At 71.0% G+C, this 20603-nt stretch carries 20 protein-coding genes; 17 read left to right on the forward strand and 3 right to left on the reverse strand.

What is annotated here, in order from left to right:
* The 5 genes from DIZ27_RS37140 to DIZ27_RS46175 all read left to right on the forward strand — a co-directional run.
* On the forward strand, positions 1–331 hold a 331-nt coding region (locus DIZ27_RS37140; RefSeq protein WP_181383878.1), incomplete at its 5' end, for a transposase.
* Between the two features lie 85 nt (positions 332–416).
* Entirely contained in the window at positions 417–1157 is a 741-nt protein-coding gene (locus DIZ27_RS37145) for a GntR family transcriptional regulator (RefSeq protein WP_109382799.1), read from the forward strand.
* Positions 1154–1666, forward strand: a complete 513-nt coding sequence (locus tag DIZ27_RS37150) for a GNAT family N-acetyltransferase (protein WP_109382800.1) — start codon at positions 1154–1156, stop codon at positions 1664–1666. Before DIZ27_RS37145 ends, DIZ27_RS37150 begins: the two co-directional genes overlap by 4 nt.
* Positions 1667–1745: 79 nt before the next feature.
* Positions 1746–2102, forward strand: a complete 357-nt coding sequence (locus DIZ27_RS37155) for a PRC-barrel domain-containing protein (RefSeq protein WP_109382801.1) — start codon at positions 1746–1748, stop codon at positions 2100–2102.
* A gap of 93 nt (positions 2103–2195) precedes the next feature.
* Positions 2196–2366, forward strand: a complete 171-nt coding sequence (locus DIZ27_RS46175; protein WP_181383879.1) for a hypothetical protein — start codon at positions 2196–2198, stop codon at positions 2364–2366.
* Positions 2367–3095: 729 nt separating this feature from the next.
* On the opposite strand, the gene DIZ27_RS37165 is transcribed toward DIZ27_RS46175, so the two are convergent.
* Together DIZ27_RS37165 and DIZ27_RS37170 are read right to left on the reverse strand one after the other, a co-directional pair.
* On the reverse strand, positions 3096–3281 hold the full coding sequence (locus DIZ27_RS37165) for a hypothetical protein (protein WP_109382803.1): 186 nt from the start codon (positions 3279–3281) through the stop codon (positions 3096–3098).
* 167 nt (positions 3282–3448) lie between these two features.
* The gene (locus tag DIZ27_RS37170) at positions 3449–5212 is read right to left on the reverse strand and encodes a dolichyl-phosphate-mannose--protein mannosyltransferase (protein WP_109382804.1); all 1764 of its coding nucleotides are present in this window, start codon (positions 5210–5212) and stop codon (positions 3449–3451) included.
* A 117-nt stretch (positions 5213–5329) separates the two neighbouring features.
* Here DIZ27_RS37170 and rsmI point away from each other — a divergent pair, with 117 nt between their 5' ends.
* The 5 genes from rsmI (at position 5330) to DIZ27_RS37195 (ending at position 9494) form a co-directional block, all read left to right on the forward strand.
* Positions 5330–6178, forward strand: a complete 849-nt coding sequence (gene rsmI, locus DIZ27_RS37175) for a 16S rRNA (cytidine(1402)-2'-O)-methyltransferase (protein WP_109382805.1) — start codon at positions 5330–5332, stop codon at positions 6176–6178.
* Between the two features lie 177 nt (positions 6179–6355).
* On the forward strand, positions 6356–6721 hold the full coding sequence (locus DIZ27_RS37180; RefSeq protein ID WP_109382806.1) for a hypothetical protein: 366 nt from the start codon (positions 6356–6358) through the stop codon (positions 6719–6721).
* Positions 6722–6779: 58 nt separating this feature from the next.
* A complete protein-coding gene (locus DIZ27_RS37185) occupies positions 6780–7670 on the forward strand; it encodes a TatD family hydrolase (RefSeq protein WP_109382807.1) in 891 nt (296 codons plus the stop codon).
* A 34-nt stretch (positions 7671–7704) separates the two neighbouring features.
* Positions 7705–8601 (forward strand): 16S rRNA (adenine(1518)-N(6)/adenine(1519)-N(6))-dimethyltransferase RsmA, encoded by an 897-nt coding sequence (gene rsmA / locus DIZ27_RS37190; RefSeq protein WP_109382808.1) that lies wholly within the window; start codon positions 7705–7707, stop codon positions 8599–8601.
* Positions 8598–9494: a 4-(cytidine 5'-diphospho)-2-C-methyl-D-erythritol kinase gene (locus tag DIZ27_RS37195; RefSeq protein ID WP_109382809.1), complete on the forward strand. Its 897-nt coding sequence runs from the start codon at positions 8598–8600 to the stop codon at positions 9492–9494. The genes rsmA and DIZ27_RS37195 overlap by 4 nt, the downstream gene beginning before the upstream one ends.
* Before the next feature lie 11 nt (positions 9495–9505).
* Here the strand turns inward: DIZ27_RS37195 and DIZ27_RS37200 are convergent, their stop codons facing one another.
* Positions 9506–10111 carry a Uma2 family endonuclease gene (locus DIZ27_RS37200; protein WP_109382810.1) on the reverse strand — a complete coding sequence of 202 codons (606 nt, stop codon included), beginning with the start codon at positions 10109–10111 and terminating at the stop codon, positions 9506–9508.
* Between the two features lie 143 nt (positions 10112–10254).
* On the opposite strand from DIZ27_RS37200, the gene DIZ27_RS37205 reads away from it, so the two are divergent.
* The 7 genes from DIZ27_RS37205 to galK all read left to right on the forward strand — a co-directional run bounded on the left by DIZ27_RS37205 (position 10255) and on the right by galK (position 20599).
* A complete protein-coding gene (locus tag DIZ27_RS37205; protein WP_109382811.1) occupies positions 10255–12069 on the forward strand; it encodes an ABC-F family ATP-binding cassette domain-containing protein in 1815 nt (604 codons plus the stop codon).
* Between the two features lie 286 nt (positions 12070–12355).
* Positions 12356–14173, forward strand: a complete 1818-nt coding sequence (locus DIZ27_RS37210; protein ID WP_109382812.1) for a PQQ-binding-like beta-propeller repeat protein — start codon at positions 12356–12358, stop codon at positions 14171–14173.
* 130 nt (positions 14174–14303) lie between these two features.
* On the forward strand, positions 14304–16214 hold the full coding sequence (locus tag DIZ27_RS37215; RefSeq protein WP_109382813.1) for a PQQ-binding-like beta-propeller repeat protein: 1911 nt from the start codon (positions 14304–14306) through the stop codon (positions 16212–16214).
* Between the two features lie 232 nt (positions 16215–16446).
* The gene (locus DIZ27_RS37220) at positions 16447–17139 is read left to right on the forward strand and encodes a response regulator transcription factor (protein WP_109382814.1); all 693 of its coding nucleotides are present in this window, start codon (positions 16447–16449) and stop codon (positions 17137–17139) included.
* Positions 17140–17358: 219 nt separating this feature from the next.
* Entirely contained in the window at positions 17359–18423 is a 1065-nt protein-coding gene (galT, locus tag DIZ27_RS37225; RefSeq protein WP_109382815.1) for a galactose-1-phosphate uridylyltransferase, read from the forward strand.
* A complete protein-coding gene (gene galE / locus DIZ27_RS37230; RefSeq protein ID WP_109382816.1) occupies positions 18420–19400 on the forward strand; it encodes a UDP-glucose 4-epimerase GalE in 981 nt (326 codons plus the stop codon). Before galT ends, galE begins: the two co-directional genes overlap by 4 nt.
* 20 nt (positions 19401–19420) lie before the next feature.
* Positions 19421–20599, forward strand: coding sequence for a galactokinase (galK, locus tag DIZ27_RS37235; RefSeq protein WP_109382817.1), 1179 nt, complete (start codon positions 19421–19423; stop codon positions 20597–20599).
* Positions 20600–20603: the final 4 nt, after the last annotated feature.

Genomic DNA, 20603 nt, shown 5'->3' on the forward strand with positions numbered 1-20603 from the left:
GCTGGAGGTACACCTGATCTGCGATAACTACGCTACGCACAAGACACCGGCGATACAGCGTTGGCTCGCGGAGCACCCGCGCTTCCACATGCACTTCACCCCCACCTACTCCTCCTGGCTCAACCAGGTCGAGCGGTGGTTCGGACTGCTGACCGAGCGGCAGATACGCCGCGGCGTCCACAAGAACGTCCAGGCTCTGGAACGCGACATCCGCGCCTGGATCAAACTGTGGAACGAAGATCCGCGGCCGTTCGCCTGGGTGAAGACCGCGGACGAGATCCTCGAACGCCTCGCCGGATATCTTCAGCGAATCAAAGACTCAAGACACTAGACCCAAGTGTCCAGCCACATCCGGGACCGCCAGTCGTCGATTGGGGATGGAGGTGTCGGTGTAGGTCGGCCAGAAGTACCGACAGGTGGCCGACGCCCTGCGCCGCGAGATCGTGAACGGCGCGTTCGACTCCGACCGCCGGTTGCCCTCGGAAAGCGAGCTGTCGGCCCGGTTCGACGCCTCCCGGAACACCGTCCGGTCCGGGCTCGCCCTGCTGGTCGGCGAGGGGCTGATCACCTCCAGCCAGGGGCTCGGCTACGAGGTCCGCTCGCACGAGGTCTTCGAACTCAACGCCTCACGCTTCGAGAACCTGCAGTTCCCGCAGAACGGGGACTCCTACCACACCGACGTGACGAACGCCGGCCGCCGCCCCCACCAGACGTTCCGGGTCGAGATGCTGCCCGCGCCCGCAGAGGTCGCGGAGCGCCTGCGGGTGGAGCAGGGAAGCAAGGTCGTCCTGCGGTTCTGTCACCGGTACGTGGATGACGTGCCGTGGTCCACGCAGGCGACGTACTACCCGGCGTGGCTGATCGAGGGCTCGCCCCGCCTGGCCGACCCCGGGGACATCGAGGAGGGGACCACGCGGTATCTGGCCGGCCGCGGAATCGAGCAGATCGGCTACTTCGACGAGATCGCGACCCGCATGCCCACGCCGGAAGAGGCGCGCCTCCTGGAGGTGGGGGCCGGCGTGCCCGTCCTGCTGTGGACGCGCACGGGCTACGCCCCCGACCGGCCCATCCGGTGCACCGTCACCACCTTCCGGGGCGACCTGAACCGGATGACCTACGAGATCGGCGACCTGGCCGGCCGAAGCGAGCACACGTGATCATCACTCCCGCCGAACCGCCGGACCTGCCCACGCTGCTGTCCTTCCGCCAGGAGGCAGCGGCGTGGTTGCGCGGGCTCGGCTTCGACCAGTGGAGCCGCCCGTACCCGGCGGACAAGCTGTCGGCCACGATCGAAGCGGGCGCCGTCTTCATGCTCCGTGACGGGCGTACGACCGCCGGAACCATCACGCTCACGCCGGACGCGGAAGACGGGCTGTGGACCGGCGAGGAACTGGCCGAACCGTCGATGTTCGTCAACAAGCTCACCATCGCTCGCGCGTACGCCGGACAGAACCTCGGCGGCCGACTGCTGGACTGGGCCGACGACCGTGCACATCATGCGGGCGCCCAGTGGCTCCGCCTGGACGCCCTGGACCACGCCCGCTCCATGGTGTGTGGGGCGACGGCGGACGGGATGGGAGCTGGGGTGAGGGGTGGATCGGCGGGGAGGCGGCGGCCTGCGACCAGGCGTTTTCGACAGCATGCACCAGCGGTCAGAGTACGATAAAGAAGTGGTAAACCTCGCGTGGCCACTCCTCCTATCGGATGCAGTGCCTGCGGGAGGCGCGGGCCGCAAGGAGCAAGGCATGATCCATTCAGCCGATATCCGCGAGTGGCGCAACCGGGACGTGATCGATCCCAAGGGACGCAAGATCGGAGCCCTGGAAGCGGTCTACGTGGACACCACCACCGACGCGCCGACCATGGCCACCGTCCGTACCGGACTGCCGACTCGGCACCGACTGGTCTTCGTGCCCCTCGACGAGGCAACGCTGGGCCCCGGATACGTGAAGGTGGCGCACGGGAGAGGGCTGGTGAGGAAGGCGCCGTCCATGGGCATGGATGACGTCCTGCCGGTCGAGCGGGAAGAAGAAATCTTCAAACACTACGAGAGGCCTTACGAGCGCGGTACTGGGAGCGGGCGCCGCCTCGCACGCCGCTGACCAGCCTCCGTCGCAAGAGCACCGAAGCCCGACCAAATCGCTGGTCACAGCGGGGCTCATCGCCCGCAGCAGAAGCTCGAGGATGTGCTCACCATGGCGCTTTTCCTGTTCCTGATCCTCGTGGCCATCGTCCTGGGAATCATCGGCACGGTGGCGGCAGGACTGTCCTACCTCCTGATCATCGGCATCGTGGTCTTCGTGGCAGACCTGGTCCTGTTCGGTATGCGCCGGTCCCGGCGCTCCCATCGACACTCCGTCCGGTGATGCCACCACTGCCGGCGACCTAGTACGGGCGAGAAACGGCGAAGCGAGCAGCTCAAAGACGTCGGGGCAGTCGTTGTAGGCGGGGTGGATCCGATGCGGCGCATGGTGCTCCTTGCAGTGACAGGATCGGTGCTATGGGCACCGAGACGGACTGGGTGTACCGGGTGTTCGAGCCGCACGGCTCGGAGGGATGGCGCCCCTACGGCAGCGACCCGGAACGGTGGCGGGGCACGATCACCGCCGACGATTCGAGTGAGGGCCCCCAGTACGCCCTCTCCCTCGTCGTCGTCGACCTGATGACCGAGTGGAAGGTGCGCGGCCTGCACCGGGCGAAGCACGTGCGGGTCTACCTCTGGCGCGACGAAGAGGGCGACCAGGAGGACGCCGACGCCGTCGTGGAGGTCCGGCCGAGCACCCCCGCTGAGTTACCGGCGAGCGACCGGATCCGCGCACCGGCGGGATACCGGCCCGGGGCGAGCGATAGATGTCTGGTCAGGCAAGCGAGAGAGGCCGCCGCGCGAGCACTGGCTGCCGTTTTCCCCCAGGTGTCCCCCGTAGCGCCAGGATCAAGGAAACTCGCAGGCCGCAGCTGGTGCACGGAGCCCGCTGTAAATCCGCCGGCTCAGCCTTCCCGGGTTCGAATCCTGGCGCCGCCACTCGTACGAAGAGACCTCCTCTGGTCTGCGGGAACGCGGATCAGAGGGAGCGAGGGCGATCTCCTGGCGGTGGTCATGCCGTCCCGGTGTCGTCCGCCTCCTCGCCCTCCGCCTGCTCGCCCTCCGCCTGGGACGGCTCGGTCCTGGGGACGTCCGGGTGCGCGGCCGCGCGTTCGGCAGGATCGTCACGCTCGCCTTCGGCCTGCGAGGGCGTGTGGGAGTACAGCCACGGTTCGTATGCCGATTCTCCGGTCTTCATGACAGGCCTCCTTGGTCGCCTCGCCTTCCATGCTCCTCCGCTCCTGCGCGGACCGCAGCAGAGCCGGGGCCGGGCCCGTCCCGGGGCCGTCCGAGGAGAGCGACGAGGACCACCGACGACCACGGGGGCGCGGCGTTCTGCCGCGCCCCCGTGCTGCGTCCGCCCGGTTAGACCCAGGTGTCCAGCCACATCCGGGAGCGCCAGTCGTCGATGGGGATGGAGGTGCCGGTGTAGATCGGCCAGAAGTAGATGAAGTTCCAGGCGATCAGGAGGACCAGGACGCCTGCCGCCGTCGCGCCCGCGACCCTGCGGGTGTCGCTGGAGCGGGGCGGGCCGACGAGCGCGCCCAGGAGCATCGCCACCGCCAGGCACAGGAACGGGAGGAAGACGATGGAGTAGAAGAAGAAGATCGTGCGCTCCTGGTACAGGAACCACGGCAGGTAGCCGGCCGCGACGCCGCAGGCGATGGCGCCCGCCCGCCAGTCACGGCGGAAGAACCAGCGCCACAGGACGTAGAGGAGCGCGAAGCAGGCCACCCACCACAGCATGGGCGTGCCCAGGGCCAGCACCTCACGGGCGCACTTCTCGCCCGCGTCGGCCGGGCAGCCGTCCGTGCCGGGTGCCGGGGACTCGTAGAAGTAGGAGACCGGGCGGCCGGTGACGATCCAGCTCCACGGGTTGGACTCGTAGGTGTGCGGCGAGGACAGGCCGACGTGGAAGTCGTACACCTGGTTCTCGTAGTGCCAGAAGCTGCGCCACCAGTCGGGGAACAGCCAGGACCAGCTGCTGTCCTTGCCGTCGGTCACCGCCCAGTCGCGGTAGTAGCCGCCGCTGCCGTCGTCCGCGGAGAGGAACCAGCCGAGCCACGAGGCGACGTACGTCGCGAGCGCGACCGGGACGGTGGAGAGGAACGCCCGGCCCAGGTCGCGCCGCAGCACCGCCCGGTAGGGGCGGCGGGCACCGGCGGTCCGGCGCGCGCCGACGTCCCACAGCACCGCCATCACGCAGAGCGCGGCCATGACGTACAGCCCGTTCCACTTCGTGGCGAACGCCAGGCCCAGCATCAGCCCCGCCGCCAGCCGCCAGGGCCGCAGGCCCAGCCGGGTGTTCTCGGCGATGTCCGGGTCCGGCAGGGTCCGGCCGTCGGGGCCCACGGGCAGCGCGGCGGCGAGCCGCGCCCTGGCCCGGTCCCGGTCGACGAGCAGGCACCCGAAGGCCGCGAGCACGAAGAACATCAGCACCCCGTCGAGCAGCGCGGTGCGGCTCATCACGAAGTGCAGCCCGTCCACCGCCATCAGTGCGCCCGCGAGGCAGCCCAGGAACGTGGAACGGAACAGGCGCCGGCCGATGCGGCACAGCATCAGGACGGAGAGCGTCCCGAGCAGAGCCGTCATGAACCGCCAGCCGAACGGGTCGAACCCGAACATCAGCTCGCCCAGCCCGATGACGTACTTGCCGACCGGCGGATGCACGACGTACGCCGCTTCGATCGGAATGGGGACGTCACCGCCCCTGGAGAGGATCAGGTCGTTGACGTTCTTGTCCCAGTTGACCTCGAAGCCGCGGTGGACGAGCGCCCACGCGTCCTTGGCGTAGTACGTCTCGTCGAATATCACCGCCCTGGGGCTGCCCAGGTTCCAGAACCGCAGCACTCCCGCGAACAGGGTGACCAGCAGCGGGCCGCCCCACGCCGACCAGCGGGTGATCCGGTCGGCGAGCACCGGCGGCACCCCGAGCGTGTTCCACAGTCTGCCGGACGGCTCGGTGTACGGCGGGACCAGGCGGTCACGGATGTCGGGAACCCCGTGGGCACCGCCTCCGGTACCCGCCGCCGGGTGGCCGAAGCGGCGCAGCCGCTGCTGCCACGACGGTTGCCGCTCCTGCGGCGACTGGTCCTGCCGGGTGTCCGTGGAGGACGCGGTACTGGTCACCGCGCCATCGTAGGGAACGGCGCTGCGGGAGTCCCGCGCATGGGTGGTATGCCCGGTTCCGGACGAGGCCGGTCCGCCCGGACCCTCCGGCCCGTCCGGCCCTGGGAGGATGGGGGAGTGACCGGAACCCTCGTACTCGCAGGCACCCCCATCGGCGACGTCTCCGACGCCCCGCCCCGGCTCGCCGAGGAGCTGGCCGGCGCCGACGTCGTCGCCGCCGAGGACACCCGGCGGCTGCGGCGGCTGGCCCAGGCGCTCGGCGTCATCCCCAAGGGCCGGGTGGTGTCGTACTTCGAGGGCAACGAGTCCGCCCGTACGCCCGAACTGGTCGAGGAGCTGGCCGGTGGCGCGCGCGTGCTGCTGGTGACGGACGCCGGGATGCCCTCCGTGTCCGACCCCGGGTACCGGCTGGTCGCGGCCGCCGTCGAGCGGGACATCAAGGTCACCGCGGTGCCCGGACCGTCCGCCGTGCTCACCGCGCTCGCCCTGTCCGGGCTGCCCGTCGACCGGTTCTGCTTCGAGGGCTTCCCGCCCCGCAAGGCCGGGGAGCGGCTCGGACGGCTGCGGGAGGTGGCCGGGGAACGGCGCACCCTCGTCTACTTCGAGTCCCCGCACCGGCTCGACGACACGCTCGCCGCGATGGCCGAGGTGTTCGGCGCGGAGCGCCGGGCCGCCGTCTGCCGCGAGCTGACCAAGACGTACGAGGAGGTCAGGCGGGGCTCGCTCGCCGAGCTGGCCGAGTGGGCGGCCGAGGGGGTGCGCGGGGAGATCACCGTCGTGGTCGAGGGCGCGCCGGACCGGGGCTCCGAGCAGGTGGACGCCGCCGAGCTGGCGCGGAGGGTGCGCGTGCGGGAGGAGGCGGGGGAGCGGCGCAAGGAGGCGATCGCGGCGGTCGCGGTGGAGGCGGGGGTGCCCAAGCGGGAGGTCTTCGACGCAGTGGTGGCGGCGAAACACCCCGCGGGGTGAGCGAGGCGGAGGCGGCTCGGGACGTCGGTCGAGCGCTTGGGAGCCTTCGGCAACGAAACCCTTAAAACGGCGCCAATACTCCGCCGCCCCTACTGCTTTCGCGTCTCCTGAGGAGTCCACTGGAAGGAGGCACGGGCCGCACCGGCCCGTGCCCGCCGTGGACCGACAGGAGCCAGGATGACCGAGATCGCAGGACGGGCCGGACACCGCGCCGACGGCGTCGTCAGGGAGTCGTACTCGTTCGCCTGCATGCGCTGCGGGTACGGCTGGGAGCAGTCGTACGAGATAGAGCACCACAAGGACACCGACGGCCATGAGGCCGTGCGCTACGTGGCGGACGGCCGGGTCGTGCCCTCCCCGCTGAGCCGTCCGACGTGCCTCAACTGTGACGGCCACGTCGTGCGGATCATGCGGCCCGGCCGGGTCACCTCCGCACGGAGCGCGGCCCACAGGAAGCACCGCGAGCACCACGGACACCGTGAGCACCACGGTCACCACTGGCGCCTGTCCGACCTGCTGCCCTCCTTCCGCAGGGCGGACTGACGAGCAGGTGCCCCAGTGGTGGGGAAGGCTCCTTCCGCGCGATCCGTAGGATCGGGGCATGCCTTCGAACACCCCCGACAAGAACGCCGCCCCGCCGCTTCCGGAGCCCCTGCGGGTACCGGTCGCGGATTCGCACACCCACCTCGACATGCAGTCCGGCACGGTGGAGGAAGGGCTCGCCAAGGCCGCGTCGGTGGGCGTGACGACGGTGGTGCAGGTCGGCTGCGACATCGAGGGGTCCCGGTGGGCGGCGGAGACGGCGGCGGCGTACGACGCCGTCCACGCGACGGTCGCACTGCACCCGAACGAGGCCCCGCGCATCGTGCTCGGCGATCCCGACGGCTGGTCGCGGCAGGGGGCGCGGGAGCCGGGCGGGGACGCCGCGCTGGACGAGGCGCTCGCCGAGATCGACCGGCTGGCCGCGCTGCCCCAGGTCAAGGGCGTCGGCGAGACCGGACTGGACTACTTCCGCACCGGGCCGGAGGGCAAGGAGGCGCAGGAGCGGTCCTTCCGCGCCCACATCGAGATCGCCAAACGGCACGGAAAGGCCCTGGTGATCCACGACCGCGACGCCCACGCCGACGTGCTGCGCGTCCTCAAGGAGGAGGGCGCACCGGAGCGCACCGTCTTCCACTGCTACTCGGGCGACGCCGAGATGGCGGAGATCTGCGCCCGCGCCGGGTACTTCATGTCGTTCGCCGGCAACGTCACCTTCAAGAACGCCCAGAACCTGCGCGACGCGCTCGCCGTGGCCCCGCCGGAGCTGATCCTGGTGGAGACCGACGCCCCCTTCCTGACGCCGGTGCCCTACCGCGGCCGGCCCAACGCCCCGTATCTGGTGCCGGTCACGGTGCGTGCCATGGCGGCCGTACGCGGTGTCGACGAGGACACCCTCGCCACCGCGCTCGCGGCGAACACGGCCCGTGCTTTCGGTTATCCACAGGCGTGACCTGCGGGGTGCCCGCGCCCCGTACCCTTGTCCCGTGACCAGCCCCACCCCCGACGCCCTCCTGGGCCCCGCCGACGTCCGCGAACTCGCGACCGCCCTCGGCGTGCGGCCCACCAAGCAGCGCGGCCAGAACTTCGTGATCGACGCGAACACGGTCCGCCGGATCGTCCGCACCGCCGAGGTCCGCCCCGACGACGTGGTCGTCGAGGTCGGCCCGGGGCTCGGCTCGCTCACCCTGGCGCTGCTGGAGGCCGCCGACCGGGTCACCGCCGTCGAGATCGACGACGTGCTGGCCGCCGCGCTGCCCGCGACCGTCGCGGCCCGCACGCCGGAGCGCGCCGAGCGGTTCGCGCTGGTCCACTCCGACGCGATGCACGTCACCGAGCTGCCCGGCCCCGCCCCGACCGCGCTGGTCGCCAACCTGCCCTACAACGTGGCCGTCCCGGTGCTGCTGCACATGCTGGAGACCTTCCCGAGCATCGAGCGCACCCTCGTCATGGTCCAGTCGGAGGTCGCCGACCGGCTCGCCGCCGCGCCCGGTTCGAAGGTGTACGGCGTGCCCTCGGTCAAGGCCAACTGGTACGCGGAGGTCAAGCGGGCCGGCGCCATCGGGCGGAACGTGTTCTGGCCGGCTCCCAACGTCGACAGCGGGCTGGTCTCCCTCGTCCGCCGGAGCGAGCCGCTGAAGACCACCGCCTCCCGGCGCGAGGTCTTCGCCGTCGTCGACGCGGCCTTCGCCCAGCGCCGCAAGACCCTTCGGGCGGCCCTCGCCGGCTGGGCCGGCTCGGCGGCGGCGGCCGAGACCGCCCTCGTCGCCGCCGGAGTGTCCCCGCAGGCGCGCGGCGAGTCCCTGACCGTCGAGGAGTTCGCGCGCATCGCCGAACACAGGCAGCCCAAGCAGCCCAAGCAGTCCGAGGAGTCCGCCGCGTGAGCGTCACCGTCCGCGTGCCCGCCAAGGTCAACGTCCAGCTCGCGGTCGGCGCGGCCCGCCCCGACGGCTTCCACGGCCTGGCCAACGTCTTCCTCGCGGTCGGTCTCCACGACGAGATCACCGTGGCCCCGTCGTCGGACGGGCTGCGCGTCACCTGCGCGGGCCCGGACGCCGCCGAGGTGCCCCTGGACCGTACGAACCTCGCCGCCCGCGCGGCCCTCGCGCTCGCCGGGCGGTACGGCCGGGACGCCGACGTGCACCTCCACATCGCCAAGGACATCCCCGTCGCCGGCGGCATGGCGGGCGGCAGCGCGGACGGCGCGGGCGCGCTGCTGGCCTGCGACGCGCTGTGGGGGACCGGCGCCTCGAGGGGGGAACTGCTCGACATCTGCGCCGAGCTGGGCAGCGACGTGCCGTTCGCGCTGGTCGGCGGGGCGGCGCTGGGCACCGGGCGGGGCGAGAGGCTGACCGAGCTGGAGGTGGGCGGCACCTTCCACTGGGTGTTCGCGATGGCCGGGCGCGGGCTGTCGACCCCGGCGGTCTTCCGGGAGTTCGACCGGCTGGCGGAGGGCCGGGACATCCCCGAGCCGGTGGCCTCGCAGGACCTGCTGGACGCGCTCGCCAAGGGCGACTGCGACGCGCTGGCCGCGGCCGTCTCCAACGACCTCCAGCCGGCGGCGCTGTCGCTGTTCCCGGAGCTGGCGGACACGCTGGCGGCGGGGCGTGCGGCCGGGGCACTGGCTTCGCTGGTCTCGGGGTCGGGGCCCACTACGGCGTTCCTCGCCCGGGACGCGGAAGCGGCGGACAGGATCGCCGACGCCCTGCGGGTTTCGGGTACCTGCCACACGGTGCGTACGGCGACAGGTCCCGTGGCAGGTGCGACGGTGATCTGAGAGGGATCGGATCAGAGTTCGTCGATGGCCGTGAGATCAATGTCGATGGTGTATGGCTTGTCGACCTTGATCCGGTCGCGGTGCATGCCCATGTGCACGTACGAGCGAGTGAGCGGGTCCAGCTCGTACACGTGAACGAGTGGGTTGCGACCGCTTCCGTCCCGCTCGACGCGCCAGAAGTGGGGGATGCCTGCGGTGCCGTACTTGTGCGGCTTGGTCGTACGATCGCGGGACTCCGAGTCCGGGGACACGACCTCGATGGCCAGGATGACGTCCTGAGCCTGGTAGCTCGTCTGGTCCGGGCCCCGGACCGCATCGGCGAAGACCACGCTCACATCGGGCTCTGGTCCGTTGCGCCGGTCCAGGACGATGGTCATCTTCCGTTTCACCCTGTACTTCTTCGGCACGCTTCGCCGCAGGCCACTGACCAGCAGGTCGTTCACGTCTGCGTGGAAATTGCGCTGCGGACTCACGAAAACCAGGCTCCCGTCGATCAGCTCAGTGTGCGGCGGGAGATCCGGCAGGGTGAACAGGTCGTCCACGGTGTAACCGTCCACGGGCGGCACGGGCCAGTGACGGCGGTGCTCTACGGACTCGGCGGGCATGGTTCCTCCCATGGACGGGATCCTGCTGCCTGCCCTCCAAGGCAGCCGCCTGTTTCCGATCAGGTCATCACAAAGGGTGACCGCCCCCTCGCGCCCCGACCGCCCCGGGGACGCCCTACGCTGGAAAGCTGATCGAACCCCCAGGCAGGAGAGAAATGGCCGTCAATCTGGTCAATGTCGAGAACGTCAGCAAGGTGTACGGCACCCGTGCCCTCCTCGACGGCATCTCCCTCGGCGTCTCGGAGGGGGACCGCATCGGTGTCGTCGGGCGCAACGGCGACGGCAAGACCACCCTCATCCGGATGCTCGCCAAGCTGGAGGAGGCGGACACCGGGCGGGTCACGCACTCCGGCGGTCTCCGTCTCGGCGTGCTCACCCAGCACGACTCCCTCGACCCCGCCGCCACCGTCCGGCACGAGGTCATCGGCGACATGGCCGACCACGAGTGGGCGGGCAACGCCAAGGTCCGCGACGTGCTGACCGGGCTGTTCGGCGGGCTGGACCTGCCCGGCTTCCCCAAGGGCCTGGACACCGTCATCGGACCGCTGTCCGGTGGCGAGCGGCGCCGGATCGCGCTCGCCAAGCTGCTCATCGAGGAACAGGACCTGATCGTCCTCGACGAGCCCACCAACCACCTCGACGTCGAGGGCATCGCCTGGCTCGCCCGGCACCTGCGGGAGCGGCGTTCCGCACTCGTCTGCGTCACCCACGACCGCTGGTTCCTCGACCAGGTCTGCACCCGCATGTGGGACGTGCAGCGCGGTGCCGTGTACGAGTACGAGGGCGGCTACTCCGACTACGTCTTCGCCCGCGCCGAACGCGAGCGCATCGCCGCCACCGAGGAGACCAAGCGGCAGAACCTGGTCCGCAAGGAGCTGGCCTGGCTGCGCCGCGGGGCGCCCGCGCGGACGTCCAAGCCGCGCTTCCGCGTGGAGGCCGCCAACGAGCTCATCAAGGACGTGCCGCCGCCGCGCGACAGCAGCGAGCTGATGAAGTTCGCCTCCTCGCGGCTCGGCAAGACGGTGTTCGACCTGGAGGACGTCACCGTCCAGGCCGGGCCCAAGGTGCTGCTCAAGCACGTCACCTGGCAGCTCGGTCCCGGGGACCGTGTCGGTCTCGTCGGGGTCAACGGCGCGGGGAAGACGTCCCTGTTGCGGGCGCTGGCGGAAGCGGCCCGGAGCGAGGGCGAGGTGCAGCCCGTGGCGGGCCGGGTCGGCGTCGGCAAGACGGTCAGGCTCGCCTACCTCTCCCAGGAGGTCGCCGAGCTCGACCCCACCTGGCGGGTGCTCCAGGCCGTACAGGCGGTGCGGGAGCGCGTCGACCTCGGCAAGGGGCGGGAGATGACCGCCGGGCAGCTGTGCGAGACGTTCGGCTTCAACAAGGACAAGCAGTGGACACCGGTCGGCGACCTGTCCGGCGGTGAGCGGCGGCGGCTCCAGCTGCTGCGGCTGCTCATGGACGAACCCAACGTCCTCTTCCTCGACGAGCCCACCAACGACCTCGACATCGAGACCCTCACCCAGCTCGAGGACGTCCTCGACGGCTGGCCCGGCTCGATGATCGTCATCTCCCACGACCGGTTCTTCGTCGAGCGCACCACCGACCGGGTGTTCGCCCTGCTCGGCGACGGCACCCTGCGGATGCTGCCGCGCGGCATCGACGAGTACCTGGAGCGGCGCAAGCGAATGGAAGAAGTCGCTGCGGCCGCCGCCACCGGTCCCGCGGCGAAACCGGCTCCGGACGTCCCCGAGAAGAGCGCCGCCGACGTGCGCGCCGCCAAGAAGGAACTGCAGAAGATCGAGCGGCAGCTGGACAAGCTCTCCGAGAAGGAGTCCACGCTGCACGCCGCCATCGCCGAGCACGCCACCGACTTCGCGAAGGTGGCCGAACTCGACGCGGAGCTGCGCGAGACGGCCGGTCAGCGCGAGGCGCTGGAAACGCGCTGGCTGGAACTTGCCGAGGACGCCTGACGCCCGCACCGGAGTCCGTGCCGCCCCGCAGCGCCCCGCGCACAGGTCCGTGCGCGGGGCGCGCGTTGTGTGAAGGGTGTGTGGAGGCGCGTAGGGGCGCGTAACGAGGGCATCACAGGCCGGTCCTCCCTTGGGAACAGGGGTGGACGCGGCCCGGTGGCCCGTCGGTACCGGGTGATAGAAAGACCCCGTCTGAGAACTGTAAGGACCGCCTCAAGACGACTCTGGGAGCACCACGTACCTCAGGGTGTGGCTAAAAAATCAGTGAGCAAGGGGGAACGCGCTGATGGCTCAGCCGCCCAACCAGCCGCCGCAGGGCGGCTTCGGAGCGCCACAGGATCCGTCCGCCTCGGGTGGCGGCTTCGGGGCTCCGACCCCGTCACCCCCGCAGGGCCCGCCCCAGACCCCGCCGCCCCCGCAGGGCCCGCCGTCCGGTGTGCCGCCGCAGCCGGGGTACGGCTACCCGCAGCAGACTCCGCCCCAGCAGCCGGGCCCGTACGGCCGGCAGCCGGGGCCGTACAACCAGCAGCCGGGGCCGTACGCCTCCGGCCCGTACGCTTCCGGGCCCTACGGCCAGCCGCAGCAGCCCGGCCCGTACGGGCAGCCGGGCTACGGCCACCCGCAGCCGCAGTACCCGGGCGCGCCCGGCGCCCCGCAGCCGGGGCCCGGCTCCCGCAACCCCTTCAAGGGCAAGCCCGTCATGATCATCGGTGCCGCGGTGGTGACGGCACTGCTGGTCGGCGGCACCGTGTGGGCGGTCTCCGGCGACGACGGGAAGCAGGACGAGAAGCCCGTCGCCCAGAAGAGCGACGACCCGAAGCCCGACGCCTCCGGTGCCCCGGTCGACCCGGGCGACGGCAGCGGCGACGGCGGCTCGGACCCGGAGGACCTCAACGAGGGCCGCAAGTCCGGCGAGTCCAAGGTGCTCTGGTACAAGGAGGCGCCCGACGCGCCCCGTTCCGGAGCCGACGCCCCCGGCATGTGGATCACCGACAGGACGGCGGTGAAGGCGGCCTACAAGGAGCTCTCCGCCTACAACGTCGCCGACGGCAAGCCGACCTGGGAGCCCCTCACCTTCCCCCAGGAGATCTGCGCGGTCACCCCGGAGAAGACGCCCGACGACAAGGTCGTCATCGCGTACATGAGCGGCAGCAGCGACCGGGCCAAGTGCAACCAGCTCCAGCTCGTCGACCTCGACACCGGCGAGAAGGGCTGGACGCAGAAGGTCGAGGACGGCGGGCTGTTCGACTCCGCGATCTCCATCGAGATGACCCTCAGCGGCAACACGCTGATGGTGGGCCGCTCGCAGTCCGGCACGGCCTTCGACGTCACCTCCGGCGACAAGATGTACGACAAGAAGAAGTACGGCGACGCCTGCTTCCCCGCCGGTTTCGCGGGCGGCGAGCGGCTGGTCCAGGTCGCCTCCTGCGGCGCCGGCGGCGACAACGAGCGCGACGAGGTCCAGGAACTCGACCCGAAGACCGGCAAGGTGAAGTGGACCCGGAAGTTCGGCAAGGGCTGGCGCGTCGAGCGCGCCTACTCCGTCGACCCGTTGGTCGTCTACAGCACCAACAAGGACGAGAAGGCGTGGAACATCTCCACGCTCGGCGCCGACGGCTCGATCCGCTCCCAGGTCGCCGTCGACGAGGACTTCGCCGCCGAGTGCGGCTGGGCCATCCTCGCCCGTGACCTCCAGGGCTGCGCGGGCGTCGCCGCCGACGCGGACACCCTCTACCTGCCCACCAAGGCGACCACCGGGGCCAACGAGATCGTCGCGATCAGCCTCGCCACCGGCAAGGAGAAGTGGCGGGTGAAGTCCCCCGCGGCGGACTCGATGGTGCCCATGAAGGTCGAGGGCGACCAACTCATCGCCTACGTGGAGCCGTCGTACGACGCGGGCGGCCGGGTCGTGTCCGTCCCGACCACCGGCGGCAGCCACGAGCCGGTCACGCTGATGCAGAACCCGCAGGGCGTCGCGCGGATCGAGAACGGTTTCTTCAGCAAGGCGATCGACTGGGTCGACGGCCGTTTCTACATCTCGACGACCCGGCTGTCCGGCAACGACGATTCGAAGGAGAAGCTGATGCTCGCCTACGGCAAGTGAGGCGCGCAGCAGGGGTGAGGCGCGTCGGCCGGGTACGGTCGGCGCCTTCGCTCCGTCCGGCCACTTCCCCGCAGTCCTCCCCCTCCTTCGAGTTCTTCGAGTTCTTCGTTTCCTTCGAGGTCTACACGTCATGACGCAGCCGCCCCAGCCGCCCAACCAGCCCCCGCGGCAGCCCGAGCAGCCGGCCACGCCGGCTCCGCCGCCGGGCTTCGGTCCGCCGCCCGAGCCGTCGCAGCCGCCGACCCAGCAGCCGCCCTCCGCCCCGGGCGGGCCGGACCTCACCAAGGCCCCGGAGCCGGGGTACGGCTACCCGCAGGCCCCGCAGCAGTCGCCGCAGGCCACCCCGCAGACCCCGCCCACGCCGACGGGCCCGACGCCGCCGCCCGGGTACGGCTACCCGCAGCAGCCCCCGGCCGGTTACGGCTACCCGGGCCAGCCGGGCCCGTACGGACAGCCGCAGCAGCCGTACGGCCAGCCAGGTGCGTACGGCCACCCGCAGCAGCCGTACGGCCAGCCCGGTTACGGCTATCCGCACCCGACCGTGCCGATGCAGCCACACCCGGGCGGCGGCGTCGGGTCCGGCGGCGGGCGGAAGATCAACGCACAGCTGGCCATCATCGTCTCGGCGGTCGTGGCCATCGCCCTGATCGTCGGCGCCGGCGTCTGGTACTCGTCCTCGTCCTCCTCCGGCGGCGACAAGGAGACCACCGCCGACTCGGGCGGCACCGAGGGCGGCGAGAAGGACGACGAGAACGGCGGCGGCACCCCCGCCGGCGGCAAGGAGAAGGTTCCGGCCGACCCCGCCGCCAAGGTCCTCTTCCAGGTCCCGTCACCGAAGTCCCCGAAGGACAGCTCGAGCGTCGGCGTCTCCGGTTCCTGGCTGACCGACACGGTGTACGCCAAGAGCGGCGTCGCCGAGGTCGTCGGCTACGACGCCGTCAAGGGCAGCAAGGTGTGGACGCTCGACCTGCCCGGACCGGTGTGCGAGGCCAGCGACCACGTCACCGAGGACGGCAGGACGGCGATCGTCTACAAGCCGAAGATGCCGACCAAGAACGATCCGCAGCGGTGCACGCAGGTCGCGGCCTTCGACCTCGCCACGGGTGAGAAGCTGTGGTCCGAGACGGCAAAGTCCGGCACCCAAGAGATCGGTTTCAACAACGTCACCGTCAGCGGGGACACCGTCGCGGCGGCCAGCACCAGCGGCGGCGCCGCCTGGGACATCACCTCCGGCAAGCTCCTGTGGTCGCCCAAGACGTCCGACTCCTGCTACGACTCCGGGTACGGCGGCGGGCCGAAGCTGGTCGCGGTGCGCAAGTGCGGTTCGTACGACCAGCGTCAGCTGCACATCCAGACCATCGACCCGAAGTCCGGCAAGGTGATCTCCGAGTACAGGATGACCGAGGGCATCGAGTACGCCGCGGTCGTGTCCACCGACCCGCTGGTCGTGGCCGCCGACGTGGGTGACTCCGCCGGTGACGGCAGCGGCATCTCGGACTTCTTCTCCATCGACAACAAGACCGGCAAGCTGCGGAGCCGCATCTCGGCGCCCGGTGAGGAGTTCGCGGCCCGCTGCGACGGCATCACCAGGATCGAGGAGTGCAGAGGGCTGGCGGTCGGCAACGACCGGCTGTACATCCCGACCGAGGAACACGAAGGCACGGGCGAGTACACCAGGACCAACGAGGTCGTCGCCTTCGACCTGGCCACCGGCAAGCAGACCGGCCAGCGCGCCGACGCCGGCGACGGCTACACGATCACCCCGCTGCGCATGGACGGCGGGAACCTCCTGGCGTACAAGCAGCCGCCCTACGACAAGGGCGGGCAGATCGTGAGCATCGACGGCGGCACCTTCAAGCAGACCAAACTGCTGGAGAACCCGGCGACGGAAGCGGTGCGGGACGTGGAGACGGGGATGTCGCCCAGGAGCTCCGAGGTGCTGTTCTCGCAGGGACGCCTGTACATGTCGAAGGTGTACGCCAGCGATTTCGCTTCGGGACGGGAGGAGTACCTGGCGATCGCCTTCGGTACCGGCGGCTGACCGCTTCGCCGACCCGTTCGTACGGCCCCGCCCCCTGCTCAGTGGATTCCAGGGGGCGGGGCCGTACGCGTACCGCTCATCAGGTGCCCATCGCCACCGAATGCGAGAATTTCGGTGATCCAGGGCGATTCTCGCCGGTAGGGGGAGCGCGACGTCGAACAAGCGTGTAGCTTCCGGGACCGGACGGGGAGGCGGCGCACGGGGGTGCGCTCGCGGTATGGGGGGTTGATACATGGGCGTGCGGTTGATGGTGGTCGACGACCACCGGCTGCTCGCCGAGGCGCTGGCCTCGGCGTTGAAGCTGCGGGGGCACCGGGTGCTGGCCGCGGCGGCACCGGTGGCGGGGGCGGCGGATCTGGTGATCAGCAGGGCGCCGGAGGTGTGCCTGCTGGGGACGGCGGCACCGGCGGAGCCCGGCATCTTCGATCCGGTGGTGAAGATCAAGCGGGAGCGGCCGCAGGTGGCGGTGCTGGTGCTGGGCCCGGTGCCCAGCCCTCGCGGGATCGCGGCGGCGTTCGCGGCGGGGGCGTCCGGCTATGTGCGGCACGACGAACGCATCGAGGGCGTGGAGCGGGCGATCATGAAGGCGCGGGCGGGGGAGGCCGCGGTGGCGCCGCAGTTGCTGCAGGGGGCGTTCGGTGAGCTGCTGAATCCGGCGGCGCAACCGGACGACGAGGGGCAGCGGCTGCTGCGGATGCTGACCCCGCGCGAGGTGGAGGTCCTGGTCCGGGTGGCTGACGGTGAGGACACCCGGCTGATCGCGGCGGGCATGGGCATAGCGCCGTCCACGGCGCGGACGCATGTGCAGCGCGTGCTGATGAAGCTGGGTGTGGGCTCCAGGCTGGAGGCGGCGGCACTGGCGGCCCGGACAGGACTGCTGGACCGGGTGGGGCCGGTGCGGGGGTCGGCGCGCTCCGGGCAGTAGGAGCAGGGAGCAGAGGTGGGGGCGTCCGCGGTGCCGGGCACCCCCACCTCTGCTTTTCCTGTTCCTCCGGCGTGCTGCCCGCGAGGGTGACATTGACGGCTGTGGTGTGTTGTGTTTTGGTGTGTTGAGTTCTGTTGGAAGAGTGTGAAGGCAGTGCTGCGCAGAAAACGGCGCTGTGCGGAAAGCAGTGCGGTGAGCGGTTCGAATGGAGCGTCCGGAGTGAAGAAGACCTCGACCCGGCTGGCCGACGGTCGCGAACTCATCTACTACGACCTGCGCGACGACACCGTGCGCGACGCGGCCGACCGCCGCCCACTGGCCGCCACCGTCACGACGTCCGAGATCCGCCGCGACCGGCTGCTCGGCGACCGTGTCGCCATCGCCTCCCACCGCCAGGGCCGCACCTACCACCCCCCGGCCGACGAATGCCCCCTGTGCCCCTCCGAGGGCGACCGGCTCAGCGAGGTCCCGGACTCCTCGTACGACGTCGTGGTCTTCGAGAACCGCTTCCCCTCACTGGCCGGCGCCTTGGGCCGCTGCGAGGTCGTCTGCTTCACCTCCGACCACGACGCCTCCTTCGCCGATCTGAGCGAGCGGCAGGCCCGGCTGGTCCTGGACGCCTGGACGGACAGGACGTCGGAGCTGTCCCATCTGCCCTCCGTCGAGCAGGTGTTCTGCTTCGAGAACCGGGGAGCCGAGATCGGCGTCACCCTCCAGCACCCGCACGGGCAGATCTACGCCTACCCGTTCACCACCCCCCGCACCGCCCTGATGCTGCGCCAGGTGGCCGTACACAAGGAGGCGACCGGAGGGGGAAATCTGTTCGACGCCGTCCTGGCGGAGGAACTCGCGGGCGAGCGGGTCGTCCTGGAGGGTGAGCACTGGGCCGCCTTCGTGCCGTACGCGGCGCATTGGCCCTACGAGGTCCACCTGTACCCGAAGCGCAGGGTGCCCGACCTGCTCGGGCTCGACGAGGCGGCACGCACGGAGTTTCCCCGGGTCTACCTGGAACTGCTGCGGCGGTTCGACCGGATCTTCGACGGGGAGGGCGAGACCCCGACACCGTACATCGCGGCCTGGCACCAGGCCCCGTTCGGCACGCCGGCGGAGTTCGACGGGGTCACACGCGACGACTTCGCGCTCCACCTAGAGCTTTTCACCATTCGCCGAACACCCGGCAAGCTGAAGTTCCTCGCGGGTTCCGAGTCCGGTATGAACGTGTTCATCAACGACGTGCCGCCGGAACGCGCGGCCGAGCGACTGCGGGAGGTAGCGAGTCCATGAGCGGGAAATACCTGGTCACCGGTGGCGCGGGCTATGTCGGAAGTGTCGTGGCCCAGCATCTGCTGGAAGCCGGCCACGAGGTCGTCGTCCTCGACAACCTCTCCACCGGACTGCGCGAGGCCGTCCCGGCCGGTGCGTCCTTCATCGAGGGCGACATCCGCTCCGCCGCCACCTGGCTGGACCCCTCCTTCGACGGCGTCCTGCACTTCGCCGCGTTCTCCCAGGTCGGCGAGTCGGTGGTGCGGCCCGAGAAGTACTGGGAGAACAACGTCGGCGGCACCATGGCGCTGCTGGACGCGATGCGTTCGGCGGGCGTGCGCCGACTGGTCTTCTCCTCCACCGCGGCGACCTACGGCGAGCCCGAACAGGTCCCGATCCTCGAATCCGCCCCGACCCGGCCCACCAACCCCTACGGCGCCTCCAAGCTCGCCGTCGACCACATGATCACCGGTGAGGCGGCGGCGCACGGCCTGGGCGCGGTCTCGCTGCGCTACTTCAACGTGGCCGGCGCGTACGGCCACTTCGGCGAGCGGCACGACCCCGAGTCCCACCTGATCCCGCTCGTCCTCCAGGTCGCCCAGGGCCGGCGCGAGGCGATCAGCGTCTACGGCGACGACTACCCGACGCCGGACGGCACCTGCGTACGCGACTACATCCACGTCGCCGACCTGGCCGAGGCGCACCTGCTGGCGCTGAAGGCGGCGGCCCCCGGTGAACACCTGATCTGCAACCTCGGCAACGGCAACGGCTTCTCCGTCCGCGAGGTCGTCGAGACGGTCCGTCAGGTCACGGGCCACCCGATCCCCGAGGCCGTGGCCCCCCGCCGGGGCGGCGACCCGGCGGTCCTGGTGGCGTCGGCCGCCACGGCCCGCGAGAGACTGGGCTGGAAGCCGTCCCGCGCCGACCTCAAGGGCATCGTCGCGGACGCGTGGGAGTTCGCGCAGCGGCACACCGGCAAGGCGTTCAGCAGTACGTGACGAAGGGTCAGGGGCAGGGCATGAGCGAGTCCAACGCCGACGAGACGGCCGCGAGAGCGGCCGGCGAGCGGTTCCGGGAACTGTACGGAGCCGCACCGCACGGCGTCTGGGCGGCGCCGGGCCGGGTCAACCTCATCGGCGAGCACACCGACTACAACGACGGCTTCGTCATGCCGTTCGCCCTGCCGCACACCGCGGTCGCGGCGGTCTCCCGGCGCGACGACGGCGTCCTGCGCCTGCACTCCGCGGACGTGGACGCGCCCGTCGTGGAACTGACGGTGGACTCCCTCGCCCCCGGCACGGACAGGGACTGGACCGCCTACCCGGCGGGCGTCGTATGGGCCCTGCGCGAGGCCGGCCACGCGGTGACCGGCGCGGACATCCACCTCGCCTCCACGGTCCCGGCCGGCGCCGGCCTGTCCTCCTCGGCGGCCCTGGAGATCGTCGTCGCCCTGGCTCTGAACGACCTGTACGAACTGGGCCTGCGCGGCTGGCAGTCGGCCCGCCTGTGCCAGCGCGCGGAGAACGTCTACGTCGGCGCCCCCGTCGGTGTCATGGACCAGACGGCGTCCGCCTGCTGCGAGAGCGGCCACGCCCTGTTCCTCGACACCCGCGACCTCTCCCAGCGGCAGATACCCTTCGACCTGGCCGCCGAGGGCATGCGCCTGCTGGTCGTCGACACCCGCGTCCAGCACAGCCACAGCGAGGGCGAGTACGGCAGACGCCGGGCAGGCTGCGAGAAGGGTGCCGCCCTGCTGGGCGTCGACGCCCTGCGCGACGTGGCCCACGCGGACCTGGACGCGGCGCTGACCCGGCTGGGCGACGAGGAGGAGGTCCGCCGCCTGGTCCGCCATGTCGTGACCGAGAACGAACGGGTGGAACGGGTGATCGCCCTGCTGGAGTCCGGCGACACCCGCGCCATCGGCCCGGTCCTCACCGCCGGCCACGCCTCCCTCCGGGACGACTTCCGCGTCTCCTGCCCCGAACTCGACCTGGCCGTCGACACGGCCCTCGCCTCCGGCGCCCTCGGCGCCCGCATGACCGGCGGCGGCTTCGGCGGCTCCGCCATCGTCCTGGCCGAGGCGACGGACACGGCCCCCATCACCGAGGCGATACGGAAAACCTTCACGACGGCCGGCTTCAAGACCCCCCGGGTCTTCGAGGCGGTGCCTTCGGCGGGGGCACGACGGGTGGCCTGAGGGG

Source organism: Streptomyces sp. NWU339 (assembly GCF_003143855.1).
Lineage (GTDB): Bacteria > Actinomycetota > Actinomycetes > Streptomycetales > Streptomycetaceae > Streptomyces.